Source organism: Kribbella sp. (assembly GCF_035655035.1).
Lineage (GTDB): Bacteria > Actinomycetota > Actinomycetes > Propionibacteriales > Kribbellaceae > Kribbella.
In genome coordinates this window covers 1-25,654 of sequence record NZ_DASRVN010000133.1, presented here as the reverse complement: position 1 = coordinate 25,654, position 25,654 = coordinate 1, and the positions used below count along the sequence as shown (strand labels likewise).

General features: G+C 68.8%; 34 protein-coding genes and 1 pseudogene. 14 read left to right on the top strand and 21 right to left on the bottom strand.

What is annotated here, in order from left to right:
• Both VFF46_RS07915 and VFF46_RS07910 read right to left on the bottom strand, forming a co-directional pair.
• On the bottom strand, window positions 1-1,007 hold a 1,007-nt coding region (locus VFF46_RS07915; RefSeq protein ID WP_325036372.1), incomplete at its 3' end, for a hypothetical protein.
• A gap of 198 nt (window positions 1,008-1,205) precedes the next feature.
• Window positions 1,206-2,516: a cytochrome P450 gene (locus VFF46_RS07910; RefSeq protein WP_325036371.1), complete on the bottom strand. Its 1,311-nt coding sequence runs from the start codon at window positions 2,514-2,516 to the stop codon at window positions 1,206-1,208.
• Between the two features lie 135 nt (window positions 2,517-2,651).
• Between VFF46_RS07910 and VFF46_RS07905 the strand changes: the two genes are divergently transcribed.
• The gene (locus VFF46_RS07905; RefSeq protein ID WP_325036370.1) at window positions 2,652-2,795 is read left to right on the top strand and encodes a GPGG-motif small membrane protein; all 144 of its coding nucleotides are present in this window, start codon (window positions 2,652-2,654) and stop codon (window positions 2,793-2,795) included.
• Between the two features lie 68 nt (window positions 2,796-2,863).
• Here VFF46_RS07905 and VFF46_RS07900 read toward each other — a convergent pair whose 3' ends face one another.
• The gene (locus tag VFF46_RS07900) at window positions 2,864-3,217 is read right to left on the bottom strand and encodes a hypothetical protein (protein WP_325036369.1); all 354 of its coding nucleotides are present in this window, start codon (window positions 3,215-3,217) and stop codon (window positions 2,864-2,866) included.
• 97 nt (window positions 3,218-3,314) lie between these two features.
• Here VFF46_RS07900 and VFF46_RS07895 point away from each other — a divergent pair, with 97 nt between their 5' ends.
• The 7 genes from VFF46_RS07895 to VFF46_RS07865 all read left to right on the top strand — a co-directional run bounded on the left by VFF46_RS07895 (window position 3,315) and on the right by VFF46_RS07865 (window position 9,191).
• Entirely contained in the window at window positions 3,315-4,487 is a 1,173-nt protein-coding gene (locus VFF46_RS07895; RefSeq protein ID WP_325036368.1) for an alcohol dehydrogenase catalytic domain-containing protein, read from the top strand.
• Window positions 4,484-5,941 carry a hypothetical protein gene (locus tag VFF46_RS07890; RefSeq protein WP_325036367.1) on the top strand — a complete coding sequence of 486 codons (1,458 nt, stop codon included), beginning with the start codon at window positions 4,484-4,486 and terminating at the stop codon, window positions 5,939-5,941. Before VFF46_RS07895 ends, VFF46_RS07890 begins: the two co-directional genes overlap by 4 nt.
• 26 nt (window positions 5,942-5,967) lie before the next feature.
• Window positions 5,968-6,105, top strand: a complete 138-nt coding sequence (locus VFF46_RS07885) for a hypothetical protein (RefSeq protein WP_325036366.1) — start codon at window positions 5,968-5,970, stop codon at window positions 6,103-6,105.
• Between the two features lie 26 nt (window positions 6,106-6,131).
• Window positions 6,132-6,275, top strand: coding sequence for a DUF1360 domain-containing protein (locus VFF46_RS07880; protein ID WP_325036365.1), 144 nt, complete (start codon window positions 6,132-6,134; stop codon window positions 6,273-6,275).
• Between the two features lie 76 nt (window positions 6,276-6,351).
• Complete coding sequence (locus VFF46_RS07875) at window positions 6,352-7,080, top strand: endonuclease/exonuclease/phosphatase family protein (RefSeq protein ID WP_325036373.1); 729 nt, start codon at window positions 6,352-6,354, stop codon at window positions 7,078-7,080.
• A gap of 5 nt (window positions 7,081-7,085) precedes the next feature.
• Window positions 7,086-8,102 carry a DNA topoisomerase IB gene (locus VFF46_RS07870; RefSeq protein ID WP_325036364.1) on the top strand — a complete coding sequence of 339 codons (1,017 nt, stop codon included), beginning with the start codon at window positions 7,086-7,088 and terminating at the stop codon, window positions 8,100-8,102.
• A gap of 9 nt (window positions 8,103-8,111) precedes the next feature.
• Entirely contained in the window at window positions 8,112-9,191 is a 1,080-nt protein-coding gene (locus tag VFF46_RS07865; protein ID WP_325036363.1) for a carboxylate-amine ligase, read from the top strand.
• On the opposite strand, the gene VFF46_RS07860 is transcribed toward VFF46_RS07865, so the two are convergent.
• Window positions 9,192-9,392, bottom strand: coding sequence for a CDGSH iron-sulfur domain-containing protein (locus VFF46_RS07860; RefSeq protein ID WP_325036362.1), 201 nt, complete (start codon window positions 9,390-9,392; stop codon window positions 9,192-9,194).
• Window positions 9,393-9,451: 59 nt separating this feature from the next.
• Between VFF46_RS07860 and VFF46_RS07855 the strand changes: the two genes are divergently transcribed.
• Window positions 9,452-10,417 (top strand): iron-containing redox enzyme family protein, encoded by a 966-nt coding sequence (locus tag VFF46_RS07855; RefSeq protein WP_325036361.1) that lies wholly within the window; start codon window positions 9,452-9,454, stop codon window positions 10,415-10,417.
• A gap of 90 nt (window positions 10,418-10,507) precedes the next feature.
• On the opposite strand, the gene VFF46_RS07850 is transcribed toward VFF46_RS07855, so the two are convergent.
• Window positions 10,508-11,023, bottom strand: coding sequence for a GAF domain-containing protein (locus tag VFF46_RS07850; RefSeq protein ID WP_325036360.1), 516 nt, complete (start codon window positions 11,021-11,023; stop codon window positions 10,508-10,510).
• Between VFF46_RS07850 and VFF46_RS07845 the strand changes: the two genes are divergently transcribed.
• Entirely contained in the window at window positions 11,022-11,453 is a 432-nt protein-coding gene (locus tag VFF46_RS07845; RefSeq protein ID WP_325036359.1) for a hypothetical protein, read from the top strand. The genes VFF46_RS07850 and VFF46_RS07845 overlap by 2 nt on opposite strands.
• Window positions 11,453-12,004, top strand: a complete 552-nt coding sequence (locus VFF46_RS07840) for a type 1 glutamine amidotransferase domain-containing protein (RefSeq protein WP_414673042.1) — start codon at window positions 11,453-11,455, stop codon at window positions 12,002-12,004. The genes VFF46_RS07845 and VFF46_RS07840 overlap by 1 nt, the downstream gene beginning before the upstream one ends.
• Here VFF46_RS07840 and VFF46_RS07835 read toward each other — a convergent pair.
• From VFF46_RS07835 to VFF46_RS07810, 6 genes are all read right to left on the bottom strand, one after another.
• Window positions 12,001-12,552 carry a hypothetical protein gene (locus VFF46_RS07835; RefSeq protein WP_325036357.1) on the bottom strand — a complete coding sequence of 184 codons (552 nt, stop codon included), beginning with the start codon at window positions 12,550-12,552 and terminating at the stop codon, window positions 12,001-12,003. The two genes, VFF46_RS07840 and VFF46_RS07835, sit on opposite strands and share 4 nt — an antisense overlap.
• Window positions 12,553-12,593: 41 nt before the next feature.
• On the bottom strand, window positions 12,594-13,817 hold the full coding sequence (locus VFF46_RS07830) for an NRAMP family divalent metal transporter (protein ID WP_325036356.1): 1,224 nt from the start codon (window positions 13,815-13,817) through the stop codon (window positions 12,594-12,596).
• Window positions 13,814-14,197, bottom strand: coding sequence for a hypothetical protein (locus VFF46_RS07825; protein WP_325036355.1), 384 nt, complete (start codon window positions 14,195-14,197; stop codon window positions 13,814-13,816). The genes VFF46_RS07830 and VFF46_RS07825 overlap by 4 nt, the downstream gene beginning before the upstream one ends.
• A 28-nt stretch (window positions 14,198-14,225) precedes the next feature.
• Complete coding sequence (locus VFF46_RS07820) at window positions 14,226-14,486, bottom strand: hypothetical protein (RefSeq protein WP_325036354.1); 261 nt, start codon at window positions 14,484-14,486, stop codon at window positions 14,226-14,228.
• Window positions 14,487-14,549: 63 nt separating this feature from the next.
• Window positions 14,550-14,645, bottom strand: coding sequence for an ANTAR domain-containing protein (locus tag VFF46_RS07815; protein ID WP_325036353.1), 96 nt, complete (start codon window positions 14,643-14,645; stop codon window positions 14,550-14,552).
• A gap of 205 nt (window positions 14,646-14,850) precedes the next feature.
• The gene (locus tag VFF46_RS07810) at window positions 14,851-15,198 is read right to left on the bottom strand and encodes a DUF5335 family protein (protein WP_325036352.1); all 348 of its coding nucleotides are present in this window, start codon (window positions 15,196-15,198) and stop codon (window positions 14,851-14,853) included.
• 193 nt (window positions 15,199-15,391) lie between these two features.
• Between VFF46_RS07810 and VFF46_RS07805 the strand changes: the two genes are divergently transcribed.
• Window positions 15,392-17,518, top strand: coding sequence for a glycogen debranching N-terminal domain-containing protein (locus tag VFF46_RS07805; RefSeq protein WP_325036351.1), 2,127 nt, complete (start codon window positions 15,392-15,394; stop codon window positions 17,516-17,518).
• 2 nt (window positions 17,519-17,520) lie between these two features.
• Here the strand turns inward: VFF46_RS07805 and VFF46_RS07800 are convergent, their stop codons facing one another.
• The 4 genes from VFF46_RS07800 to VFF46_RS07785 form a co-directional block, all read right to left on the bottom strand.
• Window positions 17,521-18,189, bottom strand: a complete 669-nt coding sequence (locus VFF46_RS07800; protein ID WP_325036350.1) for a hypothetical protein — start codon at window positions 18,187-18,189, stop codon at window positions 17,521-17,523.
• Window positions 18,190-18,354: 165 nt separating this feature from the next.
• Complete coding sequence (locus VFF46_RS07795) at window positions 18,355-19,479, bottom strand: glycosyltransferase family 4 protein (RefSeq protein WP_325036349.1); 1,125 nt, start codon at window positions 19,477-19,479, stop codon at window positions 18,355-18,357.
• A gap of 162 nt (window positions 19,480-19,641) precedes the next feature.
• Window positions 19,642-20,154 carry a DoxX family protein gene (locus tag VFF46_RS07790; protein WP_325036348.1) on the bottom strand — a complete coding sequence of 171 codons (513 nt, stop codon included), beginning with the start codon at window positions 20,152-20,154 and terminating at the stop codon, window positions 19,642-19,644.
• Window positions 20,155-20,182: 28 nt separating this feature from the next.
• On the bottom strand, window positions 20,183-20,668 hold the full coding sequence (locus VFF46_RS07785; protein WP_325036347.1) for a DNA starvation/stationary phase protection protein: 486 nt from the start codon (window positions 20,666-20,668) through the stop codon (window positions 20,183-20,185).
• A 386-nt stretch (window positions 20,669-21,054) separates the two neighbouring features.
• On the opposite strand from VFF46_RS07785, the gene VFF46_RS07780 reads away from it, so the two are divergent.
• Both VFF46_RS07780 and VFF46_RS07775 read left to right on the top strand, forming a co-directional pair.
• Window positions 21,055-21,477 (top strand): Hsp20/alpha crystallin family protein, encoded by a 423-nt coding sequence (locus VFF46_RS07780; protein ID WP_325036346.1) that lies wholly within the window; start codon window positions 21,055-21,057, stop codon window positions 21,475-21,477.
• Window positions 21,478-21,635: 158 nt separating this feature from the next.
• Window positions 21,636-22,064 (top strand): Hsp20/alpha crystallin family protein, encoded by a 429-nt coding sequence (locus VFF46_RS07775; RefSeq protein ID WP_325036345.1) that lies wholly within the window; start codon window positions 21,636-21,638, stop codon window positions 22,062-22,064.
• A 111-nt stretch (window positions 22,065-22,175) separates the two neighbouring features.
• On the opposite strand, the gene VFF46_RS07770 is transcribed toward VFF46_RS07775, so the two are convergent.
• From VFF46_RS07770 to VFF46_RS07745, 6 genes and pseudogenes are all read right to left on the bottom strand, one after another.
• Entirely contained in the window at window positions 22,176-22,760 is a 585-nt protein-coding gene (locus VFF46_RS07770; protein WP_325036344.1) for an adenylate kinase, read from the bottom strand.
• 144 nt (window positions 22,761-22,904) lie between these two features.
• On the bottom strand, window positions 22,905-23,282 hold the full coding sequence (locus VFF46_RS07765) for a hypothetical protein (RefSeq protein WP_325036343.1): 378 nt from the start codon (window positions 23,280-23,282) through the stop codon (window positions 22,905-22,907).
• Window positions 23,282-24,259 carry a mechanosensitive ion channel family protein gene (locus tag VFF46_RS07760; RefSeq protein ID WP_325036342.1) on the bottom strand — a complete coding sequence of 326 codons (978 nt, stop codon included), beginning with the start codon at window positions 24,257-24,259 and terminating at the stop codon, window positions 23,282-23,284. The genes VFF46_RS07765 and VFF46_RS07760 overlap by 1 nt, the downstream gene beginning before the upstream one ends.
• Before the next feature lie 301 nt (window positions 24,260-24,560).
• Window positions 24,561-24,719, bottom strand: a pseudogene (locus tag VFF46_RS07755) (MFS transporter); the annotation flags it as partial.
• Between the two features lie 95 nt (window positions 24,720-24,814).
• Entirely contained in the window at window positions 24,815-25,267 is a 453-nt protein-coding gene (locus tag VFF46_RS07750; protein ID WP_325036341.1) for an Hsp20/alpha crystallin family protein, read from the bottom strand.
• 114 nt (window positions 25,268-25,381) lie between these two features.
• Window positions 25,382-25,654 (bottom strand): DUF1931 family protein (locus VFF46_RS07745; protein ID WP_325036340.1); only part of this gene is annotated, 273 nt, incomplete at its 5' end.

The following is a 25,654-nucleotide window of genomic DNA, read 5'->3' as shown; positions in this document are numbered from 1 at the left end:
CCACCACCCTGCCCGTTCCCCCCACTCCCACCCCGGCTTCCGCTTCCACTCCCGCTCCGGCTTCCGCTCCCGCTCCCGCTCCGGGTTCCGCTCCCGCTCGTGCTCCGCGATCCGGCCCGGTTCCCGCTGCCGCTTCGGCTTCCGCTCGCAGTGCCACTCCGGCTTCCGCTCCCGCTCGTGCTGCGGGATCCGGCCCCGGTCCGGCTTCCGCTCTCGCTGCTGCGGCTCGGGCTGGTGGTTGCTCGGCTGCGGCTGCCGGCCCTGCGGCTCCGGCCGCCGTCCTCGGCGCTGGTTTCGCTGGTTCGGCTGCTGGTTCTGCGGCTTCCGGTGCCTGTCCGGCGGCTGCCGCGGCCGGATCGGCGGTTCCGCCGGTCCTCCAGCTCGTCGTCCTCGTCGCGATCCGCGCCGCGCGCGTCATCCGCGTCCGCCTCTTCCTCGTCGTCCGCGGCATCCGTGTCGGCCTCGTCCTCGGCGTCACGGGCATCGGCGTCCGAGTCGCCGGACTCATCGGCGTCGCGCCCGTCGTCGCCCGCCTCGTCGTCGCCCGCCTCGTCGTACTCGTCTTCGGGTTCGTCCTCGGCTTCATCGGGTTCGTCGTCGTAGCCGTCGTCGTATTCGTCGTCCGCTTCGTCGTCGTACGGCTCGTCGGACTCGTCCGCTTCGTCGTACTCGTCGTCCGCGTCATCGCCCCGGGAGCCGCCGGACAGGAAGCGGTCGGTGCGGTTGCGGATCGAGTCGCTGACGCGGTTCAGGCCCTGGCCGGCGGCGGCGACCGCGGCTTCGCGGCCGGCGTGGAGCAGGCGGCCGCGGACCTGGTCGGACAGCTTGGACAGTTCCGGGTTCCGCTCGACGAGTTCGGTGAGCTGACCGGCGAGGGCGCGCGGATCCGTCGCGATCCGCCTGCCGGCCAGCAGGCCGCCCACCATCACGGCCATCCGGAGCTTCTTGGCCCGGCCGAGCAGGTACCCACTCGCGATCGCGGTAGCGATCTTCGCGGACGTATTCATCGCATTCTCCTCACAAATCGTTGCCCGAGGCCCGCGGAACACCCCGCTCCGGTCGCCTCGCGAACACCGGTGCCACCACCCGTTGGCCCGCAGATCGCGGTACCCGGGGGCTCCCGGGCGAAACGCCGGGACGGAAATTCGGAAATGGTTGGCACGGGCCGTTCACGCAGCGCGACGAATGCATTTCTCTGCATTAACTTAATTCATACGATTGTTTTGCCAGAATCCGATCCGGATATCCGCGTGATTGAACGTCCCGGGCATCGCTCCGGCCAGCCGGGCGCGGGTCGCCGGCGCCACGTCGAGCTCGTACCGCGTCGCGACGTGGCTGACCGCGGCGCTGGTGGTCAGCAGTACGACGTTGCGCCCCGGGCAGGCGGCCGGTCCCTCGCTGAACGGGATGATCGGCCACGCCCCGTCGGTCCGGCCGTCCAGCCAGACGGCAGGCTCGAAGCGGTTCGCGAAGTCGAGCGCCTCGTCGTCGCGGTGGAACACCGAGCTGACGATCGCGAACTCGGTACCGGCCGGAGCCACGCGATCCCGCCACACGGTCGGCACACCCGCCTGACGCAGCACGACGAGGGTCGTCGGCCACAGCCGCAGCGACTCCTGTACGGCGGCACCGGCGTGCGCGAGCAACGGCGAGGACGCCGGGTGCCGCGCCTCCTCGATGATCGGCTCGAGCAGGGACGGACGGGTACCGAGGACCGCGAACAGCCGCCAGAGGGCGATCCCGGCGGCGTCGAACGCGAACAGCCAGTGCGGTACCTGCCCCGCCGGATCGAGCGCCGTGGGAGCCGGGTCGAGGGCTGAGACCAGGCTGCCGGGCTCGGCCTTCTCGACGTACTGCGTGATCCCGGAGAGGAAGCGCGTCCGGAGCGCGTCGTGGCTCGGGCCGAGCTGGGCCCAGTTCGCGTCGGCGCGGAGCCTGTCGAGGTGATCGGTGAGCGCCGTGTCGTCACGGGCCGCGTCGCCGAGGACGATCCGGCGTACGACCCGGGACCAGATCGCGCGGAAGTCGTTCCAGCCGAGCGTTGCGTGCAGGCCGTCGAGCTCCTCCTGGACCACCTCGACGAACCGGTGTCCGTGGTGATGGACAGGCTGGCGGCTGTCGAGTGCGTGCTCGTTCAGTTCCCGGCGCGGGGCACGCAACGAGGAGGTGGTGACGAGGACCGCGTGCGGCTGGAAATGCGTCAGTGCACCGACCTTCTCGCCGGACGCGGCGGCGAACGGCTCGGGCGTCTCCGCGAGCAGCCGGTGGACGTCCTCGGCGGCGAGTACGACGGCGATCGTCCGGCCCGGCACCCGGATCAGCACCGGGCCGTCGCCGTACCTGCGTCGCAGCTTGCGGACCCGGCGCAGCGCCCGGTCGTCGGCGTGCAGCCGCTCGGCCAGTGTCCCGAGCCGGGGTCTGCGCAGGATCGGTCCCTGGGCGACGATCGGCCCGAGAACGTCGGCCAGGATCCGGCCGTGGTCGAGTGCGGAGGCGAAAGGCAGCAGTGTCGGCATGCCGATCAGGTTTCCGCGCCGGCCGCGCCGAAACTCGCGGGTTTGCGGAGCGCCGGCCAGGGCACCGGAATTGCGGCTCGGGGATCCGGCCGCCGGGACATCCCGGACCGTCAGAGCTCAGCAGAGGGGAAGCACATGCAATTCATTCTGTGGCTCATCGCCGTGATTCTGGTGGTATCCGGAATCGTGTCGTTGTTCCGTGGCGCGGTGTTGTGGGGGATCGCGCTGATCGTCATCGGCCTGCTGGTCGGGCCTGGCGGCGTCAGCATCTTCACCTGACCCACACCCCTGCCACACCAAGATCCAGGCGCCCCCGTGCCTTTCCTCCGCACGGGGGCGCCTCCAGTTCAGCCGTGCGCGCCGTCCAGCATTTCGTGGAGCTCCTCCAGCGCGTGCTGGATCTCCGCATGGTCGTACTGCGCCGCTCGTGACTCGGCGCTGATCACTCCGCACCGGTGCACCCGCCGGAAGTCGCCGTACGGGAACTCGTAGTGTCCCTTGGTCTCCTCGTCCATTTCCGAGTCGACCCCGAGGAACCACAACCCGTAGTCCCGCCACCCGTGCTTGTCCAGGTACGCGTTCTGCTGTGCCGCGGTCGGGGCGTGCTCACTCCAGTCGTCCCGCTCGTCCTTGGTCGTCTGGCCCTTCCGGATCAGGTTCTTCGCGTGCTCGAACGCCTTCTCGTTCAGCTTCACAGTCATGCCCGCCCGGTGCCCGGATGCCTGTGGGGCAAGCGGCCAGGTTCTTAAGGGAAGCAGCTGGGCACCGGATGGGACCGCAGCGCGACGAGGAGGTTGTATGAAGGCGCTGACCTGGCAGGGGAGACGCACGATCGGGTACGGCGACGTGCCGGATCCGCGGATCGAGGAGCCAACGGACGCCGTCGTGAAGGTGACGTCGAGCGGTATCTGTGGGTCGGACCTGCATTTGTACGAGGTGATGGGCCCGTTCCTGGACGTCGGCGACGTGCTCGGTCACGAGGTGATCGGCGTCGTCGAGGAGACCGGGTCCGCGGTCGGTGGACTGCAGCCGGGGGACAGGGTCGTGGTCCCGTTCCAGATCGCGTGCGGGTCGTGCTTCATGTGTACGCAGGGCCTGCAGACGCAGTGCGAGACGACACAGGTCCGGGACCAGAAGATGGGCGCGGCGCTGTTCGGCTACACGAAGCTCTACGGTCAGGTGCCGGGCGGGCAGGCCGAGTACCTGCGGGTGCCGCAGGCGCAGTACGGCCCGATCAAGGTCCCGGAAGGGCCGCCCGACGACCGGTTCGTCTACTTGTCCGACGTACTGCCGACCGCGTGGCAGGCGGTCGAGTACGCCGGGATCCCGGACGGTGGCACCGTGGTCGTGCTCGGGCTCGGCCCCATCGGCGACATGGCCTGCCGGATCGCGCTGCACCGCGGTCACCGAGTGCTCGGCGTCGATCTGGTGCCCGACCGGTTGCGGCGGGCCCAGGCGAACGGCGTCGAGACCGTGGCGTACTCCGGTCACGTCGCCGACGAACTCCGCGACCTGACCGGCGGCCGCGGACCGGACTCGGTGATCGACGCCGTCGGGATGGAGGCGCACGGCTCGCCGGTCGCGCGCCTGGCCCAGCAGGCGGCCGGATTGTTGCCGGACGCAATCGAACGGACGTTCATGCGGAAGGCCGGCGTGGACCGGATGGCCGCGCTGCTGCTCGCGGTGGACGTCGTCCGGCGTGGCGGGACGGTCTCGCTGGTCGGTGTGTACGGCGGTGCGGCGGATCCGCTGCCGATGATGACGATGTTCGACAAGCAGATCCAGTTGCGAATGGGTCAGGCGAACGTACGGCGCTGGAGCGGGCAGATCCTCCCGCTGCTCACCGACGAGGACCCGCTGCACGTTGACACGTTCGCAACCCACCATCTGCCGCTGGCCGACGGGCCGGCGGCGTACCGGATGTTCCAGCAGAAGGAGGACGGCGCAGTGAAGGTGTTGCTGAAACCATGAACCACGACGGATGCCCGGTGCTGGATGCGCTGGCGGACTACCACCGCCGCGACTACGCGAACTTCTGCCCGCCCGGCCACAAGCAGGGCCGTGGCACCGACCAGCCCGTGCTGGACGTACTCGGTGCCGACGTGTTCAGATCCGACCTGCTGGCGACCGGCGGGATGGACGACCGGCTGAGCCGCGGCAAGGTGCTGGAACAGGCCCAGGAACTGATGGCCGACGCGGTCGGTGCCGACCAGGCGTTCTTCTCGACGTGCGGCAGTTCGCTGTCCGTCAAGAGCGCGATGATGGCGGTCGCGGCACCGGATGACGTGATGCTGATCGGCCGGGACGCGCACAAGTCGGTGATCGCGGGCCTCACGCTCACCGGGATCCGCCCGGCCTGGGTGCGGCCCCGCTGGGACGCCGAGCTGCACCTCGCCCATCCGCCGTCGCCGGAGACGTTCGAGCAGGCCTTCGAGGACCATCCGGACGCTGTCGGCGCACTGGTGACGAGCCCGTCGCCGTACGGGACGTGCAGCGATCTCGAGGGGATCGCCGAGGTCTGCCATCGGCGGGGCAAGCCGCTGATCGTCGACGAGGCGTGGGGAGCTCACCTGCCGTTCCACGACGACCTGCCGACCTGGGCGATGGACGCCGGCGCCGATGTCTGTGTGGTGTCGATCCACAAGATGGGAGCCGGCTTCGAGCAGGGGTCGGTGTTCCACCTGCAGGGCGACCTGGTCGATCCGGTCCGGCTGAAGCAGAGCGCCGACCTGTTGTCGACCACGAGTCCGAATGTGCTGTTCTTCGCGGCGATGGACGGCTGGCGCCGGCAGATGGTCCGGCACGGGTCCGAGTTGCTCGGTACTGCGCTGCGCCTGGCACGCTCGGCACGCGGCGAGATCGACGGTTTGCCAGGGTTCAACGTCCTGGAGGACCGGCTGGTGGCGAAGGAGGCGTCCCACGACCTCGACCGGCTGCAGATCATGATCGACACGCTGGACGCCGGGATCTCCGGGTACCAGGCCTCGGACTGGTTGCGCGCCGAGCGTGCGGTCAACGTCGGGCTGTCGGACCATCGGCGGATCGTCGCCCAGTTCACCTTCGCCGACGACAAGCAGTCGGCGGACCGGCTGGTGACCGCGCTCGCGGATCTGACGCGGACCTCGCTGCCGGCGCCGCGATCCGTGGTCCTGCCCCGGCCGGAGGACCTCGAGCTGGAGTCGGTGATGACGCCCCGGGAGGCGTTCTTCGCCGCACAGGAGACGGTTCCTGCCGAGCAGGCGCCCGGCCGGATCGCGGCGGAACAGCTGACGCCGTACCCGCCGGGCATCCCGGCGATCCTGCCGGGCGAGCGGATCACCGCGGGCGTCGTCGACTATCTGCGCTCCGGTGTCGCGGCGACGATGGACGTCCCGGACGCGGCCGATCCGGCGGTGCGGACGATCCGCGTCGTCCGTACGGCGTGACGCGGACACGAAGAGGTGATGGTGCGATGACGAAGGTTCGTTCGGAGGCGGACGAGTACCGGCAGGGTGCCGAGTGGCCACTGGGTGGGACGAACGGGCGGCGGATCACGCCGTACGAGCTGCTGCTGATGACCGCGGGTACGCAAAAGCTGGTGAGCTGGTGAGCTGTCCGTTCTGTCTGGCGGTTTGGGTGGCTACCGGATTCAGCATCGGGTTCCTGTTCGCGCCGCGGGTCACCCGGGTCGCCGCGTCGGCGCTCACGGCAGTCGCGGGAGCCGACTTCCTGCAGCTGATCTACGCCTACCTGCAGCAGGCCGCGGAGAAGAACGAGTAGGTCTCACCGGCATGGCGCCGGACCGCCGCGGGTACCGGAACGGTGATCCGAGGAAGGTGAGACAGCAGTGAGGTTCATGACGTGGAACGTCTGGGGACGGTTCGGTGACCGTTGGTTGCGCAGGCAACGGGCGATCGCCGAAACGGTGCGGAGGCAACGACCCGATTTCGTTGCCCTGCAGGAGACCTGGCGCAGTACCAGCGAGGCACAGATCCGTCAGCTCGGGTTCGAGCTCGGCATGACGCCGGTCTTCGCCGCGTCCCGGATGCCGGAGGACCCGGATCCCGACGTACGTCTCGGGCTGGGCATCCTGAGCCGGTTTCCGTTACGGAGCGTCGAGCAGCACACCTTGTCGACCGGGACCGTCGCGCTCCGGACCGAGATCCGGCTCGGCACGAAGAGCCTCCACTTCATCACCAGCTGCCTGGACTGGGAGCAGGACCACCGGGAGGAACGCCTCGCCCAGGCGACTTCGCTCGCCGCGTTGGTGGCCGAGCTCGAGGCCCGTGGCGACGACGTCATCGTCGCCGGCGATCTCAACACGCCACCCGGCGGACCGGAGCTCGAGCCGCTGCTCGCCGTGCTCGGCGACTGCTGGCAGCCTCAGGGGTACGACGGTGTCACCTACAGCTCACACAATCCGTACCTGGGAACGGGGGAGTGGCTGGAAGACCACCGGATCGACTACATCCTGGCGAACGAGGGCCTGGTCCCGCTCGGCTCCCGCCTGGCCGGCCTCGACGAGGACCACGGCCGCCCGCCGTCGGACCACTACGCCGTCGTCGCCGACGTACCGGTCGCCTGACGCGCATGCGCCTCCGACGCAGTCACCCGGACCAGGAGGGGTTCCGTCGCCGGCGCCGCGGAACGGGGTTCAGCTACCTCGATGCCGACGGCAACGTGATCGAGGACACCGACGTGGCCGAACGGATCCGGACGCTGGCGATCCCGCCGGCCTGGGAGGACGTGTGGATCTGCCCCTTTCCGAACGGCCACATCCAGGCGGTCGGAACCGACCAGGCAGGCCGGCGGCAGTACCTGTACCACGACGACTGGCGGGTGGCACAGGACGCCGGCAAGCACGACCGGGTCCGTCAGCTGGCCCGGAAACTGCCCGCGTTCCGCGAGGCGGTCGACCTGGACCTGGACCGGAAGGGCCTGGACCGGCGGCGGGTGCTGGCGGTCGCGCTGCGGATGCTGGACTACGGCGTCTTCCGGACCGGCAACACCCGGTACGCCGACGAGAACGGCAGTCGTGGGGCGGCGACGTTGCTGCGCCGCGACGTGCGGGTCAGCCGCGGGCGGCTGGTGTTCGACTTCCGCGCGAAGGGCGGGCAACGCCGTACCGTCGAACTCGACGACGACAAGCTGGTCGCGGCGGTGCGATCGCTGAAGCGGGGGCGGCACCAGAACCCGCGGCTGCTGATGTTCCGGGACCGCGACGGGTACCACGAGATCGACGCGGCGATGATCAACGAGCGCTTCCAGGAGCTGGTCGGCGACGGCTTCACGGTCAAGGACCTGCGGACCTGGACGGCGACCGTGCATGCGGCCGTCGATCTCGCCGAGGCCGATCCGCCGACCACGAAGAAGGCGCTCGACGCGGCGGTGAAGGACATGCTCGACGAGGTGTCGGACCATCTCGGCAACACCCCGGCGGTGGCGCGTTCGTCGTACGTCGATCCGCGCGTGATCGAGCAGTTCGAGCACGGCCGCACGATCGCGTCCACCGTCCGGCGGGTCGGTGACGACCTCGGGGACGAGGACGCCCGGGCCGGTCTGGAACGGTCGGTGAACAAGGTTCTCGACGAGGACGCTCGCGAGTAGGTGGTTGGTGTGGCCAACGGAGCGTCGCTCGCCGCCGTGTTCGCCGGCACCGTGGCCGGGACCGTCGGCCTGGAGGAGGAGCTGCTCCTGGTCGACCGCCGTACCCAGCTGCCCGTCGATGCCGCCGGCTTGCTGGACGACATCGGCGATCCGCGGATCAAGCCGGAACTTCCCGCCTGCCAGGTGGAGATCGCGACCGCGGTGCACAAGAACCCGTCCGCCGCCGTCGACGAGCTGCGCCGCTGCCGGACCTTGCTGGCCGATGCGTGCGGTCCCGGCTACGCGATGATCGCCGCGCCGGTGCACCCGCTGGTCGACGGTCCGGTCGGGCTGTCCGCGACGGCGCGTTCGGCGGGACTCGACGGCAGGTACCGCGAGATCGCCCACCGGCGGCTGGTGTCGTCGCTCCAGGTCCACCTGGCCTTCGGCGACGCCGCCTGCACGCTCACCGTCTACAACGCGCTGCGGAACGTCCTCCCGGAGCTGGCCGCGCTGGCAGGCTGCGCGCCGTTCGCCGGTGGGCGGGACACCGGCCTCTGCTCGGTGCGTCCGGTGATCTCCGGGCAGCTGCCGCGGCAAGGCGTGCCGCCGGTCATCGCCTCGTGGGACGAGTTCGCCGCTGACCTGAACTGGGCGGTCCGCGGCGGCGCGATCTCCGATCCGTCGCAGTGGTGGTGGGAGCTCCGGCCGCATGTCCGGTTCGGCACGCTCGAGCTCCGGGTTCTCGACGTACCGGCGACCACCGAGCGGGCCGGCGCGATCGTCCGGTTCGTGTACGCGCTGGCGGCCGCCTTCGCCGACCGGCATCGGCTCGGCGATCTTCCGGTGCCGGCCCCGTCCTGGCGGATCGCGGAGAACCGCTGGTCGGCGCTGCGGTACGGCGTCCGCGGCCAGTTGCTCGACCTCCGGACCGGCACGGCCAGGTCGACCGAACGTTGCCTGCACGACCTGATCGACACCGCCGAGTCGTACGCGCACGACGGGCTGGACGACGTACGAGCGCTGGTCGAGAAACCGCCCGTGGATCACCTGCGTGCGCTCGGCGCGCAGCGAGTCGTCCCGTGGCTCGCGGAGGCGTTCAGGGGATGATCATTCGCGCGAGTGTGCCGACGGCCGGCTGACGGGCAGCGTGTGCGTGCCGTCGCACAGCGGCGGGATCGCGCTACGGCCGCAGCGGCAGAGCGCGATGGTACGGCGCGAGGACGGCACCGGGTCGCCGTGCTCGTCCAGGAGTTCGAACTCGCCACGGACGAGCAGCGGCCCGTCCGGGTACGCGCGGATCTCTGTCATGCCTTCGGGTACCCAAGTTCGAGCGAATCCACGAGAACCCGGCCGGGTACCGGTCGACCATGCAACTACCACCGGCCCGCGGGCCGCTCAGCACCTGGATGACCGGCCGTCTCACGGGCGCTCGTCCCGATCCGGTCCGGGCGGTCGATGCCACCGATCCGTACGACGACGACCTGCAGCTGGCGGTGTGGATCGCCTACGAGCTGCAGTACCGCGGCTTCGACGACGTCGATCCGGAACTGCAATGGGATCCCGCGGTGATCGCCTTCCGCACGCGGTTGGAGCAGCCGTGGGTCGACTGGCTGGAGTCGAACTGCCGGGTCGTGCCCGACGCACGACCGGTGGCCGAGCAGCTCCGGAGCTTGATCGACGGCGCCGACGGTCCGCGGCTGGCGCCGTACCTGCGCCGGCACGCGACGCTCGACCAGTTCCGCGAGTTCGTCCGGAACCGCTCCGTGTACCAGCTCAAGGAGGCCGACCCGCACAGCTTCGGCATCGCGCGGCTCGCCGGTGCGGCCAAGGCCGCGCTGGTGGAGATCGAGGCGGACGAGTACGGCGGCGGACGGTGCGAGCGGATGCACTCGGAGCTGTTCCGTACGACGATGCGCTGGCTGATGCTCGACGACAGCTACGGCTACTACGTTCCCGACGTACCGGCTGTCACGTTGGCGGTGTCGAACGTGATGTCGCTGTTCGCCCTGCACCGCCGCTGGACGGGTGCGCTCGTCGGTCATCTCGCCGCGCTCGAGATGACCTCCACGTTGCCGAACCGGCAGTACGCGACCGGCGCGATCCGGCTCGGGGCCTCGGAGGAACAGGCGCGGTACTTCACCGAGCATGTGGAGGCCGACGCCGTACACGAGCAGATCGCCGCGCACGACCTCTGCGGCAATTACGTCCGGGAACATCCGTCGGCGATCGCGGACGTACTGTTCGGCGCGCGCTGTGCGCTTGCGGTCGACGACCTCTTCGCCGGCGACCTGCTGTCGCGATGGGCCGGATCGGGGGAACAGCAGTGCGGATGAGCGCCATTCAAGAGCAACTCACGACCGCCGCCCGCGAGGCGGGCGGGCGGACGCCTGAGAGCGTTCACCCCGTGAGGCTGTGGCGGCGGGTCAGTTCTTCGACTGGTGTTCGATGGCCCGGGCGAGGGGGGTGGCGGCGTGGAGTGCGAGCAGGTGGGCGACGGTGACGGAGTCCGGGTCGAAGCCGTGGGGTTCGTCGTCGTACCAGGTGAGGAAGCCGACGGTCCGGTCGCCGGTCGCCAGGCGTGAACTCAGGACGCTGCGGATGCCCAGCTCGGTGACCGGGCGGTTCCAGGCCGGCCACCGGGACTCGTCCGCGGTGTCGTCGACCAGGATCTCGGTCGGCCCGTCCGGGCGGGCGAGGGAGCACCAGCACGGACCCTGCCGGACCGCGATCTGCAGGTGGTCGGCCTCGGCCGCCTCCGCGTCGGTCGCCCGCGCGCAGCGCAACTTCGACCGCCGGCCGCACAGGAGCAGGCCGACATGGCGGCAACCGACCGCCGGACCGGCGAACTCGACGATCGCGTCGAGCACCGCGTCCGTCTCGTTCAGGTCCCGCAGCCGTGCCGCCTGCTGTGCGAACTCCCGTGCAAGCTGACCGTGCATGCTCGCTCCTCCGGATCCCGGACATACGCAGGCCGAAGCAACGTTGCGCGCGGCAACGGTGAGCATTCGGCCGGAAAGCGCCGAAACCCCGCACTGTTGGAGGATCCGCATCCATGAGACAACCGAACGCCCGCGCCGTCAAGCGCACTTTCGTTGTCACCCCGCCTACAGTCCGTTTGCCGGAGACAGCCGCCGGGCACCGGTGACGAACCAGCTGTCGCACCTGGGAAGGACCACCGACCACCTGCGCGAGCAGTTCGCCTGCGGGCCCGAGGTGGAGCGGCACGTGCAGGTCGTCCGCCTGTACGCCGACGCGGGCCGCGACCACCTGGCCCTGATCAATGCCGGCTCCGATGTCGACGGGTTCTTCGACTTCTTCACCAACGAACTGGGGCCGGCGCTCCGCGACATTCAGACCGACGAGAGGTGATGACGGTGACCGAGCAGTTACGGGAGCGGACGATCGCGATCCTGGCCGCGAACGGCCTGGAGCAGGTCGAGTACGAGCAGCCGCGGCAAGCGGTCGAGGGCGCCGGCGGGACCGTCAAGCTGGTGTCCATCGAGGACGGTACGGTGCAGGCGATGCACAGCGACATCGACAAGGGTGACACGTTCACCGTGGACCACCAGGTGTCGAAGGTGCGGGCGGACGACTTCGACGCGCTGATCCTGCCAGGCGGCACGATCAACCCGGACCGGCTCCGCGCCGACCCGGACGCCGTGGAGTTCGTCCGGTCGTTCGTGGCATCCGGAAAGCCGGTGGCGGCGATCTGCCACGGTCCGTGGACGCTGGCCGAAGCAGGTGTGCTTCCGGGCCGGCGAGTGACGTCGTACCCGAGTATCCGGACCGATCTGCGCAACGCCGGTGCCGAGGTCGTCGACGAGCCGGTCGTTGTCGACGGCAACCTGATCACCAGCCGCGACCCCGGCGATCTACCGGTGTTCTGCAAGACACTCGTCGAGAAGTTCGCGAAGAGCTAGGGTTCGCGGCGGCGCTCGGGCCTGGCGGGGCGGAACAGCCAGGGCCGGGCGTGCCGGTTCACCCAGGGCAGGACGATCCAGGTGAGCAACGCCGTCAGCGTGCACGAGCTGATCGCGAGCAGCGCCGGTTGCGGCAGGCCGGGCGCGATCCACTTGAGCAGGGATGCCAGCGCGAGCAGGATCGGGTAGACCGCGAGCCAGGTGAGCAGGAGTGACTTCCAGCGGCGTGACGTGCTGGGCACGGAGAACCAGCCGTGCAGCCCGTCCGCCGTGGTCCGCCGTACGTCGGAAAGCTCGTTGCCCCGCGCAATCAGTGCGGCACGTTCCGCGGACTGCTCCCACGCCTTGAGTTGCTCCGGAGTGTCGAACAAGTGCACCAGGTGGTTCAGCCCCTGCTCGTCGTGCAGCCGTACCGAGGCCAGATGCCCATCGCACTGCTCCGCGGCCACGTCCAGTTCGGCCGCCCAGCGGTCGAACTCCTCTTCCCGGCCCGGTCGCACCACCCGCGTCACGACCACGGTCACGCCTGGCGAATTGCTGGTCCGCATCCTCCGACGGTGCCCCTGTACGGCGCGGTCAAACGCCGGCGTCAGCGGTCGAGCGCTCCGAGGTGGGTGACGAGCATCAGGATCGGTCCGGCGATCGCGACCACGCACACGACGGCGTACGAGAGCCAGGCCAGCGGCCGCGCGACGATCCCGCTGGCGTGTTCGCCCATCACCTGCCGGTCCTGGGAGACCCGGACGATCGGGTAGAACGACAACGGCATCGCGACCGCGGACGCGATCACGGCGTACTCGGTGAGCTGCGTCGGATGCACCCGGGTCTGGACGATCGCGAAGCCGATGCCGACCGCGGCCAGCATGGTCGCGAACCACCGCGGCGCGCCGCGGATGCCCTTCGTCTCACCCCACGGCCAGCCCTGGTGCTGCGCGAGCGCGTACCCGCAGGAGAACGCACTGTCGATGGTCGCACCACCGATCGCGGCGAAGGCTCCGACGACGGCCGCGTAGAACGCGATCGGTCCGAGCTCGTGCATTGCCTGCTGCAGAACCGTCCCGAGACTGTCCGGCGTGAGCCCCAACGGCATCAGCTGCTGCGCAGCGACGATCGTCAGGCTGGCCGCGATCAGGCCGCCGAGCGGGAACCCCAGACCGGAGTTGGCCCTGTTCATCGAGAGGTCCTTCGTGGTCCACTCCTCCTCGATCGCGCCGGAGGAGTAGAAGTAGATCTCGTACGGCATGATCGCGGCCGCCGTCATCCCCACGATGAAGTACCAGTACTGCGGCCCGCCGCCGCCGGGGATGAACCCGCGGCCGATCTCGTGCCACGCCGGTCCGTGATGAAACAGCGCGATCAGGTAGACGACCAGGCCGAGGCCGAGGTAGCCGAAGACGCGCTCGATCATGCTGAACGAGAGCAGCAGACTGGCCGCGACGATGATCAGCAGACCGACGAGCGTGAAGAAGCCCTCGTTCCAGCCGAGAACGTAGTGCAGGATCAGCCCGAGGCCGCCGAGCTCCGCGGACAAGGTGATCAGGCAGACCGCGAGACCCGCCACCAACGTTGTCGTGGACAACCATCGCGGATACTGTTCGCGGACCAGGTCGAAGTTCGCCTTCCGCGCGACGATCGCGACCCGGCCGCTGAGCTCGGCCAGTACGACGCTGATGATGACGCCGACCACGACCGCCCAGAGCGTGCGGTAGCCGAACAGGGCGCCCGCCTGGCTGTTGAACACGAGTTCGCCGATGTCGACGAATCCGCCGAGCGCCGCGATGATGCCGAGGGCAAGGCCGAGCAGGCGCTTCATGACGTGATCCTGGCGGCGTCCGCGGCGAGCCGCAGGAGGGTCGCCCGCGCGCTCTGCGCGAGCGAGACGTCGTCAGGCCGGATCGCGATCGCGCCCACCGCGGCCCCGATCTGATCGGCGAGCTGCTGCAGGTCGTCGTACTTCGGAAGCCGCTGGTCGTACACGTTCTTCTCGACCTGGCCCGTGTCGTCCTGCAGTTCCTGGGCGTGCGTACGGGCGAACGTCGGACCGGCGCGCCCGGCGATGATCTCACCGGCCAGCGTCGCGCCGTCGACGGCGTCACTGTGCAGGCTCTGCGCGTTGATCTGAACGCGGTCGGCGGTGGATTCGCAGCCGGTCGCGACGAGCAGGCAACCGACGCACAGGGCAACGATTTTCATGCGTTCCGGTTCCCCGGCGGTAATCAGTTCAAGCGGTGCCGGTCGGCGCCAAGATGAACGACCAGTCGATGGTTGCCCGCGGCCACCACGGCTCGGGCGTCACGGCAATCCGCCGGTCGTCCTGCGCTCCCGGTCGAACCATCCGCGCCGACCGCAAACGAAGGTCCGCCGAGTGCAGCCGTTCCGCGCCGGTCTCCTCGGTCGTGGTGGCGTCACCCGCGACCCGCCCGACCAACTCGGCCTCGTTGATCGTGTGGCTCAGACGCCGGCGTTTGAACCGATCCCACATCGACATCACATGCTCTGATCGTTCGCGGAGCCGGTCCGGTACCCGAAACTCCTCGGACAACGGTCAGCTGGACCACAGGCGCCAGTCCCGGGAGTACCGCCGGACGACCTGAAAGGCCTGTTCGCCGGTCACGCCGTACCACTCCATCAGAATGCTCATCGTCTGCCCGGATCTGCTGCCAGATATTTGGGTGCGGCCGGGCCGGGCGGGCAGTGGTGCTGCTGGTTATCTTTGACGTGACACCTGTGCCCCCACTCAAACGTCAACTCATGACGAAGCAGCCTTGCCGGCCTTCCTCTTCTGCGCGGTGGTGCCGCCTTGCTTGCTGCTGCCCGGCCCCGGCCGAGGCGCCGATCAGGTTGCGCTACTCGCCACGGTAGAACCTGACAACAGTCGTGGTGTCGTCGGAGTCGGTGATCAACAGGGAGTCGGCCTCTTGGTCGATGACCACCTTGACCGGTCGCGTGATGAGATGACGCAGGGCGACCGGGAGTCTCGCTGTCGTACCACCGACGACGATCAGTGCGGTGTCCGCCTTGTGGTCGTAGGTCACGTAGGCGAAGGGCAGACGGTCGACTTCCACCTGGTCGCCGAGCGAGGCACCCACGACTTCGATGGTGACGTAGTCGCCTTCGTGCTGCCAGGTCAGTCGGTCGAGTTCGGCCTGCCAGTCGTCCGGCTCGATCTCGGTGATCGTGGTCGTGGTGATCATGCGGCCCTCCTTGTGCCCTCGATCGTCTGTGGAATCATCGGTCTGTCACTTCCTGTGCTTCGGTACCCACTTCCGTCGTCACAGGTCATCTGTCGGTTGACAAGTATAGTTGTCAACGGATCGATGACAAGACGTCGATGTCCTGAATCTCGTGACGGACATCGACCACGAAGGCCGGAGGAGGAGTTCGGCGATGTCTCAGAGTCCGATGACACCGGTCGGTCTGCCGGATGTCACGCTGGTGGAGGGCAGTACCTTTTGCATATCCGCCACCGACGGCGTGATGGCCGCGGACCGGGTGGACGGTCTGTACTTTCGCGACACGCGCATCATCAGCAGCTGGCGGGTCGTCCTGGACGGTCGACTGCCAGAAGCGCTCGCCGTGCAGCCTGGTTCGCCGTACGAGGCGACGTTCGTAGGCCGCCGTCGCGGAGACGCCGCGCCGCTGCTGATCGAGCGGCACCGCCTGGTCGGTGACGGGATGCGCGAGGACCTGGTGCTGCGCAACCTGGGGTCCGAAGACACCGCATGTCGGCTGACGGTCGAGGTCGGCACGGATTTCGCCGACACGTTCTCGGTCAAAGCGGGGAGCCCGCGGCCGCTCGGAGCGGTTTCCTGGACGGCGTACGGCGAAAACCTGCTGGCCGAGGCACGCGCGAATGACGGGCAGCGGGGCATCCGGGTACAGCTGGAGGGAGGGCGCAGCGTCGGACCGGGACTGCTGGCGGTGGACGTCGTGATCCCGGCTCGGGGCCGTTGGCAGAGCTCGGTGCAGGTCTTTCCGATCGTCGACGAGGTGGAGCACGCTCCGGCCTTCCGGCGTGGCGAACCGGTGCAGGAATCGAAGCCGGCCACCCGGTTCCGGGAATGGCGATACGCAGCGCCGGACATCGACGCGGACGAGAAGCTGAGCACGGTGATCGACCGGAGTGTGCAGGATCTGGGCGCGCTGCGGGTTCGCCGGGGTGGGCCGGATGACGAGGCCTTGGAGGTGGTGGCCGCCGGCGTGCCGTGGTTCATGACGCTGTTCGGCCGGGATTCGTTGCTGACGGCATGGATGACGCTTCCGATCGACCAGGAACTCGCCCTGTCGACGCTCACGGCGCTCGCCGAGTTGCAGGGCCGCCGCGTGGATCCGCTGAACGAGGAGGAGCCCGGCCGGATCCTGCATGAGGTGCGCCACGGGACCTCGTTCCCGCTGAGTCCGGGGAATGCGGTCTACTACGGCACGGCGGACGCCACGCCGCTGTTCTGCATGCTGGTCGGCGAACTGCATCGCTGGGGGATTCCGAAGGAGCGGCTGGCCCCGTTGATGCCGTCCGTCGACCGCGGGCTGGAGTGGATCCTCCGGTACGGCGATCGCGACGGGGACGGCTTCGTCGAGTACAAGCGGGCCACCGACCGCGGGCTGTTCAACCAGGGCTGGAAGGATTCACACAACTCGGTCGTGTTCCCCGACGGCCGGATCGCGGAACCGCCGATCGCGCTCGCCGAGGTCCAGGCCTATGTGTACGGCGCGTTCGTGGCGCGGAGCGAGCTCGCCGCGGCCTTCGGCGACGACGCCGCGGCCACGCAGTGGGCAGAGCGGGCGGCTCGGTTCAAGGAGCGGTTCCACGAGGCGTTCTGGCTACCCGACACCGGATATTTCGCGATGGCATTGGACCGGGACAAGCGCCCGGTCGACGTACTGGCGTCCAACATGGGCCACTGCCTCTGGACGGGGCTGGCCGAGCCCGACGCGGCGGCGCGCGTAGCAGAACGTCTGCTGTCGCCGGAACTCTTCTCCGGCTGGGGCATCCGGACGCTGGCGAGCACGATGGCCGCCTACGACCCGATCAGCTATCACAACGGCTCGGTGTGGCCACACGACTCGGCGATCTGCGCAGCCGGCCTGGCGCGGTACGGCTACACCGAGGAGGCGTCCCGTGTCGCGGCCGGCCTCGTGGCGGCGGCGACGTCGTTCGGTGGGCGTCTACCAGAGCTGTTCTGCGGATTCGATCAGTCGGATTTCGCCATGCCGGTGCCGTATCCGACCTCCTGCTCACCCCAAGCCTGGGCGGCAGCGGCGCCGCTGCTGCTGCTTCGGTCGCTGCTGCGCTTCGACCCGGACGTTCCGGCCGGTGCCGTCCGGGTCGCCGAACGCCTACCGGACGGGTTCGGACCTATCAGCATCCGGAATCTTCGGCTCGGCGAACGTGTGGTGACAGTCGACGCCGATGATCGTGGCGTGGACATCACCGGGCTCGGCGACCTGCGCCTGCGCCAGGATCCGGATGCGGGCGCGCTCCGGGGTGCCGCCGCGCAGGCGCCTGGAGCGTGAGGTCAGCGGTCGGCCGGCCCGGTACGACGGGCGTGGTCGGCCGCCCGGATGTCCTCGGTGGTCTGGCCTAGTGCCTGGATCCGGTCGGCGACGGCTGGGTGGGTGCGGCTCAGCCGTGGGCCTGCCTCGGACAGCGGGTCCAGAAGATCGGCCGCGTCGTTTGCACCGAGTGCTTGGTGGACCCGGTCTACACTGGCGCGCGCCGTCGGTCCCAGTCCCTTCAGCGCGGTGATCTCACCTGCGAGCTGGCGCAGGACTGCGGCGTTCTGTCGAGCCCAACCGGCGACCGCGCGATCAGCGGAGCGCTGGTCGCGCGCGGCCTGAACACGCTGTTCCCGCGTGGTCGCAGGCGCCTCGCCGGCCTTCGAATTGAGCCGCAGGTAGCGGCGCTCGGCAGCTTGGCGGCTGGTCAGGCCGAGGGCGGGCGCGATCTCACCCCAGGTGGCACCCTGGGCCCGGGCTGCGCCGATCAGCGTGGGTTCCCATTCGGACAGCTGATCTCGAAGCTGCCGCAGGGCGGCGAGGGCGGCCAGTAGCTCCGGGCCGTCCACGATCTGCTCGCCCCGGGCCGCGGCCCGCTTCGCCGCACGCTGGGGAGCGGCAGTCGGACGGTCCTCGGCGGCCAGCTTGGTGATGATATCGCTCAACCGTGTGACGGCCTGCTCCGCCACGGGTCCCGTGGCCGAAGGAGACCTGCTCGACCGAGTCGTCACTGCACCTCCTGTCATCGACTCAACGACACTGTAGCCTGTCGTCACAAAGACGACAGGCTACAGCGAGTCATGGGCGAGCGGATCGCCGCACCGGTCGCGTCCTCGCGCTCGCCGGCGCCCCGGCTATGCGACGACGTCCTGCCGACTGCTCGACGGTCCTGCCGGTCCGGGCTTGGTCGTACCGGTCCACACGCTGCCCGCCTGGTCGAAGTACGTCATCGCCGGCCGTGGCCGGACCAGGCTGCGATACACGCGATCGTAGCCGGAAGCCATCACCTCGAGGTCGAAATGCTCCTCGACGTGCCGGCGGCACGCGGCCGGATCCAGAAGCTTGGCGTCCCGGATCGCTTCGGGCAGCTCGGCAGGATCGTCGACGACGAATCCGGTGACCCCGTCGACGACGACCTCCGGCACGGACCCGCGTCGGAGCGCGACCACCGGCGTACCGCAGGCCATCGCCTCGATCATCACCAGGCCGAACGGCTCCTCCCAGCGAATCGGGAACACCAGGCATCGCGCACGACCGAGCAACTCGGTCTTGGTGGCGAAGTCCGCCATCCCGATGTGGCTGGCATCCGGACCCAGCCGGGGTGCGACGTACTCGTCGAAGTAGGCCCGCTCCGGCGGCTCGTTGCACTTGCCCGCGCATACGATCGGCAGCCCTGCGTCGCGGGCCGCGTCGATCGCCAGATGGGGCGCTTTGTCCGGGTTGTACCGCCCGAGCCACACGACCATGTCCTCCTTCTCCTCCCGATAGGGGAACGAGGCCACGTCGATCGCGTTGTGGACGGTCCCCACCCACGGCAATTCCGGGGCCCGGCGCCGCTGGGCATCGCTGATCGCGACCAGCGAGACGGTGTCACCCAGTTCCCGGAAGTACTCCAGGAGCTGGCCTTCGACCGGACCGTGCATGGTGGCAACGGTCGGCACCTGACGTCCGCGGGCCAGTAGCGGACCGGCCAGGCAGTGGTCATGCACGAGATCGACGGCCCGTCCTGCCCGCTCTTCGTCCGCGAGGATGCGCGCCGCTGCCGCCGCCTGTACGACCTCCGGCGCCGGTTGACCCAGCAGCTCGGACGGCGGTACGGCGTAGGTCCGGGCGAACCGCGCATCGGTCCCGTTGTTGCCCGCCGCAATCAACAGGACGTCGTGCCCGTGGGCCACCAGGCGATTCGTCAGATCCGCCACGACGGCTTCGATCCCGCCGTACCCCGCTGGAGGGATGTCGAACCATGGGGGCGCGATCATCCCGATCCGCAAGGACGACTCAGCGGCTACTCGATCTGATCCGGATCTGTCCGGAAGCACTTGATCCACCTCCAAAGAAAGGGTTCGCTCTTGGGCAGACGGTCGGTGGCCGGCACGCCTCGGCGTTCGATCCACCGAGGCACACCGGCCGCCCGTTTCGAGTCAGGCTGGTTGACCGGCGGGGGAGCCGTGCTTGAGGTGCCGGGCGACGCTGCCGAGCAGCCAGCCGAGGGCGCCGAGCGCCAGGGCTGCTACACCCCAGTCGATTCCGGACAGACTCCAGCCGAGGACCTGGTCAAGGCTGTACCTGCCCGGACCGGTGAAGGCGAGCGAGGCAGCGGCGGCGACCAACGCGAGCGGGTACTCGTACCCGAGGGAGTTGTTCCACAGTCCGTGCGGACGGTGTACCACCCAGGCGGCGTTCGCCAGAACCGCGATGATCGCCGCGGCGGCAAGCGGGGTGGCGAAACCGACAGTGAGGCCCAGCCCGCCGGCAAGTTCCGACGCACCGAGCAGTAGGGCGAACGCCCGGCCGGGACGCCAGCCGAGCTTCTCGACGAACTCGGCGGTGCCTCGCAGGCCGTGGCCGTCGAACCAGCCGAAGAGTTTCTGACCACCGTGACCGGCCATCAGCAGGCCGACAACGGCGTGCAGCACCAACAGTCCGACATCCATTGTCTTTACCTCCGTCCAGCGTGATTTCCTAGCGGTGCGCGATCCCTGATTGCTCGGCCTGGAACATCCAGGACTGCTTCTCGAGTTCGGCGGTGATTTGGATCAGCAGATCCTGGGTGACCGGGTCGACCCGGCCGGTGCGATCGATACGGACGCGCATCCGGTCGATGAGCTTGGCGTACGCGTCGACGAAATGGGACACGACAGTCTCGTCCGTCAGCCAGCCTGCGGGGAGCTGCGGAAGCCCCGACTGAGCGGCAATCCTGACAGCGCGGGCATCTGGCGCAACGCCGAGCGCTGACGCCCGCTCCGCCACCAGATCGGCGTGCCGGCGAGTCGCGTCCACCATCTCGTCGAGCTGCAGGTGCAGCGTGCGGAACCGGGGACCGACGACGGTCCAATGCGCTTGCTTGCCGAGGATGGACAGGTCAACGAGGTCGACCAAGGTCTCCTGCAGCAGCTCAGCGGTCTCCGTTCGTGCTGTCTCCTCGAGTGAGGAGCGAATCTGGATCATCGTGAACTCTCCCTCACAAGACGACGAAAGCTTCGCCGGACCCGCGGGAGACTGCCCCAGCAACGGCGGCAAGGTGTGCCGCGGGAACCGGGTTGGCACTCTCGCACCGAGAGTGCCAACCCCCGATATAGCACGGCGCCGAAGTCTGGAGCAAGCCGTCCCGCGATCGGCGGCAGTACCGAAGAGCGCGGCGCAGATCACACTGCGCCGCGGGAATGCCGTCGGCCCCTTGATCGTCACAATGAACGAGACTGGCACTCTCGCGATGAGAGTGCTAAGTATCGGATCAATGTCAACGGACCGTTGACAATGGAAATGTCAACGCATCCTGCACCGTTGGAAGCGGTAGAGGTTCCAACGGATTGTCGACAGTGGAGGTGAAGACAATGATGATCCGCACCGATCCGTTCCAGGTGGTCGACCAGCTGACCCGGCAGCTCACCAGCCCGTGGGCGGGCCCGAACGCCATGCCGATGGACGCGTACCGGTCGGGCGAGGATTTCGTGATTTCCTTCGACCTTCCCGGTGTCGAGGCTGAGGCGATCGACGTCAACGTCGAGCGCAACGTGCTCACGATCAAGGCCGAGCGGCCGGGCCTGACAGCGGGCGACGAGGGCCAGGTGCAGATCTCCGAGCGGCCACACGGGACCTTCACCCGGCAGGTCATCCTCGGCGAGAACCTGGACACCGACCACATCGACGCCAGCTATGAGGCCGGTGTGCTGAGGCTGCGGATCCCGGTCGCGGAGCAGGCGAAGCCCCGCCGGATCGAGATCAGGGGCGTCGACCGCCCGCAGATCAGCGCCTGACACCACGCCTGCCGGCCCGCAGGTGAGCGGGCCGGCGGGCTCGGTCCGCCGCCGTCCCGAAGGCTCGGCCACTGCCTCCGATCGAGGCGGCATGTTCCGAGTGGGCCGTCAGACCTCGGGCGGCGGATCGACGGAACGACTGTGAGAGGTGAGCAGCCATGATGCTACCGATCCGACTCAGTGACCGCAGGGGCAGCCACGACGTACGGCGATCCGTGCGTTTGCTGCCGTCCGATCCGTACGGGGCCCTCGAGGACTGGTCGTCGTTCCCGGTGGACGTCGAGGAGACCGAGGATGCCTACATCGTCGAGATCGACCTGCCGGGCATTCCACGCCAGGATGTCACGCTGGAGATCACCGGCCGGGAACTGACGGTGTCCGGCGAGATCAAGGAGCACAGCGGTTTCCTGCACCGGCAGACCCGCCGAAGTGGTCGGTTCCACCACGCGGTGAGCTTGCCGGGCGAGGTCGACGTCGAACGAATCAAGGCGTCCCTGGACGACGGCGTGTTGATGGTCCGGGCCCCCAAGTCACAAGCCGCCAAGGCGCATCGGATTCAGATCGACAGCCGGCGGCCCGGGAGCTGATCGCGCGACGTCGCCGGACAGGGACGCGATCGCGCTTCTCCATCGCGCCTGGTGGCCGCCGGCCCTGTGCACGCTGGTTGTGTGGCAATCGCGTGCGAGCGGCAGGTCCGGTCATCGGTTGCGGCGCAGCAGGGCGTCGGCCACCTGGAGGATCCGCCGGCTGACCTCGGACACGCCGCCTGTGCCGTCGACCGGTATCACCAGACCACGTTCGCGGTACACCTCGATGACGGGATCAGTCTGCTCCGCGTAGACCTGCAGGCGCCGCCTGACAACGTCCTCGGTGTCGTCGGTACGATGCTCGAGCTCCGCCCGGTGGAGCAGCCGCTGCACGAGCTCGTCGAGATCGACCTCGAGCACGACGACCGCATCGAGCCCGCCGTCGACCTCGGCGAACAGCCCGTCGAGAACGGCCACCTGCTCCAGCGTGCGGGGATAACCGTCGAGGACGAACCCTGACTGGGCGTCATCCGCGCCCAGCCGTTCACGCACCATCGCGTTCGTCACCTCATCGGGAACGTACTCCCCGGCATCGAGATACCGTTGCGCCTCCCGTCCGAGCTCGGTCCCCTCGGCCACGTGCGCCCGGAAGATGTCGCCGGTGGAGATGGCGGGGACACCGAGCCGCTCGGCCAACACCTTGGCCTGCGTACTTTTGCCGGCTCCGGGCGGCCCCATGAGGACGAGGAACGTCATCCGGTCCTCCTCTGGATCGCGCGGCGCGTCGGCTCCACCCGCTGATCGTTCAGGCTATACGTTCCCGCGGATCGACCACCCGGCTTGGTCCGCGATGCCGATACCGAGCCCTACGGGCGGTTGCGGTGCGAACCTCGAATCAGGTCACCGCTCAGACCGGCCACGGCGCGCCTGGACCGGCCCCTCGAGCATGCCGTGCAGGTGTGCGGCCGCGAGCTCGATCTCGGTGTACTTGTACTGTCCGGCCCGCGACTCCGCGGACAGCACCCCGCATCGATGGACGTCGGCGAAGTCGCCGTACGGAAACTTGTACCTCGCCTTGGTGGCCTCGTCCTGCTCAGCGTCCAGGCCCAGATACCACTTCCGGTATTCCGAGAATCCGTGCCGCTCGATGAACGCGTTCTCGGCGGCCGCGGTCGGTCGATGCTCGCTCCAGTCGTCCCTGTCGTCGTGCACCATCCTACCCGCGGCGATGAGTTCTCTCGCCTGTGCATAGGCTGCCTCGTTCAGCTTCACGCGCATCAGGTCTTCTCCTTCACCGGGCGGCTGTTGATCGGTGTATCAGGTGGACCAGGGCGCTGAGCGTTCTCGGGCGAGACGTCGACGCGCGCCCTGGGCAGGGCTTCGGGGTAGCGCTGCTGGAGGAAGAGCAGCAGCTTCTCGCGCACCTCGCAGCGCAGGTCCCAGTTGCTCGGTGCATCGGCAGAGCTCACCAGGCCACGCACGACCATGGACACCGCGGTGCTGTCCACGACCTGCAGCACCCAGTCCCGGCCGTCCCAGAGCGGAGACGACTGGACCAGCCGGTGCATCTCGGCGCGGAGTTCCTCAATGGGTACGCGAAAATCGACGTGCAGCAGAATGCTGCCGAGCACCCTCGCTTCGTGCCGGGTCCAGTTCTGGAACACGTTCGTGGTGAACCATGAGATCGGCAGGATAAGGCTGCGGTTGTCCCAGGTTCGGACGACGACGTACGTCAAGGTGATGTCCTCGATGCGGCCCCACTCCTCGTTGACGACGACGACGTCGTCGATGCGGATCGGATCGGCGACTGCGATCTGGATACCGGCGAACAGGTTGGCCAGCGTCGACTGCGCGGCCAAGCCGGCCACCACGCTCATCACACCCGCCGACAGCAGGAAGCTCGCGCCGAGAGCACGAGCCCAGGGGATGGTCAGGGCCGAGGCTGCGATGGCGATGAAGACCAGCATGGCGATCGCCACCCGGCGGAGGACCAGAATCTGTGTCCTGATCCTGCGCGGGTGCCGATTGTCGCTGACAGTGAGGTCGAGGCGCGTCGAGGCGACGTCCTCGATCACGCCGGTCAACTGGATCAGCAGCCAGGTGACGGCGGCGATCAGGACCAGGACGAAGACATGGCGGGCGATCTGTGCCGGTACGGCGGGCAGGCCCACCGCAGGCAGGACGATCAGGATTGCGGTGGTGACGACGGTAGCCCGGAACGGGCGTTTGCACCGTCGTTGCAGCGCGAACCACACCGGCGAGGACGAGCGGGCCTGCCTCCGGCGTACGACGACTCGAGCTCCGACGGTCACCAGCAAGGCAGCCGCGATCGGGACGGCCACGGTCAGCGCCGACTCGATGTACTCCGACCCTCGCGCCATGCTCGGTCCCGCCGATCATCAGGTCCGTTGCGGATGCTCTGGCTGTACTCCGGCCGGCCGTCGGCGGCGAACGTGCGACGTCAGTCCGCCGGTGAGGCCACTCTCGGCATCGACGCCCCAGGCGAACTCGACCAGACCACCGATCGCCTCGTCGGCACGTCCGTGCGTGAGCAACCACCGCGTCGCCGAGCAGGTAAACGCCGAGGGTAAGCAGGAACAACTTCCGCCGGCCGACCTTGTCGGTCAGCCGGCCGAAGATGAGCGCTCCCAGCGCCTCGCCGAACAGATGGAGGCTCGCGCCGAGCCCTGCCTGGGATGACCTCAGTCCGAGCATGGCGTGGTCTCGCAGGCGGTCGAACCGGGCCGGAACTGTGCTCCGGATCGGGGTGGGCCAAGGCAGTGGGCTCCGGGCCGGTGTCATCGCGCGAGCTACTTCACGTCGACGTGGCGCCGTTGGCCGGTGGAACCCTTGGCGACCGTCACGCGTAGGACGCCGTCGTCCAGCGTCGCCTCGACGCCGTCCGGATCGACGTTGTCAGGCAGGACGACCTCGTAGTGGAACCGCCCCCAGGAGCGGGTCTGGCGTCGCAACCACCCGGTGCGCTGTTGCTCCGGGCGCTCGCCGCTGATCACCAACCGGCGGCCGTCGAGGTCGATGTTGATCTCCTTCTTCTTCACGCCGGGCAGTTCGACCTCCAGGACGTAGGCGTTGTCGGTCTCCTCGAGGTCGGCGAGGGGGGTGAAGCCTTCCCGCAGCATGGACGGGACGTCGGCCCACCGGTCGTCGAACAATCGGGACAGCTGCTGGGTGAGCCGCTCGAACTCGCCGGCCGGGTCCCATCGAGTGGTGTCGTTCCTGGCAGTCCTTGCGGGCAGTGCCATCGTCTCCGCTCCCTTCCTGTGTGCGCCGGTCCAGCAGATTGCTGGGCCATCACCACCAGCTTCGGACCCGGACGTGGTACGACGCATCCCGCGTCCGCGCAGTCTGCCGAGCCTCTACAGCAGGAGGCCGAAGATCTGGAATGCGCGGTCCCAGTGGACGGTCTGAGGATTCTTCACGCTGGGGTCGATGATCTTCATCGTCCGGGCGAGTGCCAGGCTCAGGGCGCCGACGACCTCGGGCAGCCGGGCCTCGGTTTCCTCGCTGAGAGTGACGTCGAGTGGCGGCCAGGTCGCCAACTGCGCGAGTACGGGTTGCAACTCGACGTCCTCGTCGAGTTTCCGGAACGCATGGATGCTCTCCTGCAGGCCTTTGGTGATCGGGAGGTC

Coding starts and splice junctions, on each gene's coding strand:
- VFF46_RS07910 (WP_325036371.1), bottom strand. CDS start 2,516: ATGCCGACACTGCTGCCTTTCGCCTCCGCACTCGACCACGGCCGGATC.
- VFF46_RS07905 (WP_325036370.1), top strand. CDS start 2,652: ATGCAATTCATTCTGTGGCTCATCGCCGTGATTCTGGTGGTATCCGGA.
- VFF46_RS07900 (WP_325036369.1), bottom strand. CDS start 3,217: ATGACTGTGAAGCTGAACGAGAAGGCGTTCGAGCACGCGAAGAACCTG.
- VFF46_RS07895 (WP_325036368.1), top strand. CDS start 3,315: ATGAAGGCGCTGACCTGGCAGGGGAGACGCACGATCGGGTACGGCGAC.
- VFF46_RS07890 (WP_325036367.1), top strand. CDS start 4,484: ATGAACCACGACGGATGCCCGGTGCTGGATGCGCTGGCGGACTACCAC.
- VFF46_RS07885 (WP_325036366.1), top strand. CDS start 5,968: ATGACGAAGGTTCGTTCGGAGGCGGACGAGTACCGGCAGGGTGCCGAG.
- VFF46_RS07875 (WP_325036373.1), top strand. CDS start 6,352: ATGACGTGGAACGTCTGGGGACGGTTCGGTGACCGTTGGTTGCGCAGG.
- VFF46_RS07870 (WP_325036364.1), top strand. CDS start 7,086: ATGCGCCTCCGACGCAGTCACCCGGACCAGGAGGGGTTCCGTCGCCGG.
- VFF46_RS07860 (WP_325036362.1), bottom strand. CDS start 9,392: ATGACAGAGATCCGCGCGTACCCGGACGGGCCGCTGCTCGTCCGTGGC.
- VFF46_RS07855 (WP_325036361.1), top strand. CDS start 9,452: ATGCAACTACCACCGGCCCGCGGGCCGCTCAGCACCTGGATGACCGGC.
- VFF46_RS07845 (WP_325036359.1), top strand. CDS start 11,022: ATGCTCGCTCCTCCGGATCCCGGACATACGCAGGCCGAAGCAACGTTG.
- VFF46_RS07850 (WP_325036360.1), bottom strand. CDS start 11,023: ATGCACGGTCAGCTTGCACGGGAGTTCGCACAGCAGGCGGCACGGCTG.
- VFF46_RS07840 (WP_414673042.1), top strand. CDS start 11,453: ATGACGGTGACCGAGCAGTTACGGGAGCGGACGATCGCGATCCTGGCC.
- VFF46_RS07835 (WP_325036357.1), bottom strand. CDS start 12,552: ATGCGGACCAGCAATTCGCCAGGCGTGACCGTGGTCGTGACGCGGGTG.
- VFF46_RS07830 (WP_325036356.1), bottom strand. CDS start 13,817: ATGAAGCGCCTGCTCGGCCTTGCCCTCGGCATCATCGCGGCGCTCGGC.
- VFF46_RS07825 (WP_325036355.1), bottom strand. CDS start 14,197: ATGAAAATCGTTGCCCTGTGCGTCGGTTGCCTGCTCGTCGCGACCGGC.
- VFF46_RS07820 (WP_325036354.1), bottom strand. CDS start 14,486: ATGTGGGATCGGTTCAAACGCCGGCGTCTGAGCCACACGATCAACGAG.
- VFF46_RS07815 (WP_325036353.1), bottom strand. CDS start 14,645: ATGAGCATTCTGATGGAGTGGTACGGCGTGACCGGCGAACAGGCCTTT.
- VFF46_RS07810 (WP_325036352.1), bottom strand. CDS start 15,198: ATGATCACCACGACCACGATCACCGAGATCGAGCCGGACGACTGGCAG.
- VFF46_RS07805 (WP_325036351.1), top strand. CDS start 15,392: ATGTCTCAGAGTCCGATGACACCGGTCGGTCTGCCGGATGTCACGCTG.
- VFF46_RS07795 (WP_325036349.1), bottom strand. CDS start 19,479: ATGATCGCGCCCCCATGGTTCGACATCCCTCCAGCGGGGTACGGCGGG.
- VFF46_RS07790 (WP_325036348.1), bottom strand. CDS start 20,154: ATGGATGTCGGACTGTTGGTGCTGCACGCCGTTGTCGGCCTGCTGATG.
- VFF46_RS07785 (WP_325036347.1), bottom strand. CDS start 20,668: ATGATCCAGATTCGCTCCTCACTCGAGGAGACAGCACGAACGGAGACC.
- VFF46_RS07780 (WP_325036346.1), top strand. CDS start 21,055: ATGATGATCCGCACCGATCCGTTCCAGGTGGTCGACCAGCTGACCCGG.
- VFF46_RS07775 (WP_325036345.1), top strand. CDS start 21,636: ATGATGCTACCGATCCGACTCAGTGACCGCAGGGGCAGCCACGACGTA.
- VFF46_RS07770 (WP_325036344.1), bottom strand. CDS start 22,760: ATGACGTTCCTCGTCCTCATGGGGCCGCCCGGAGCCGGCAAAAGTACG.
- VFF46_RS07765 (WP_325036343.1), bottom strand. CDS start 23,282: ATGCGCGTGAAGCTGAACGAGGCAGCCTATGCACAGGCGAGAGAACTC.
- VFF46_RS07750 (WP_325036341.1), bottom strand. CDS start 25,267: ATGGCACTGCCCGCAAGGACTGCCAGGAACGACACCACTCGATGGGAC.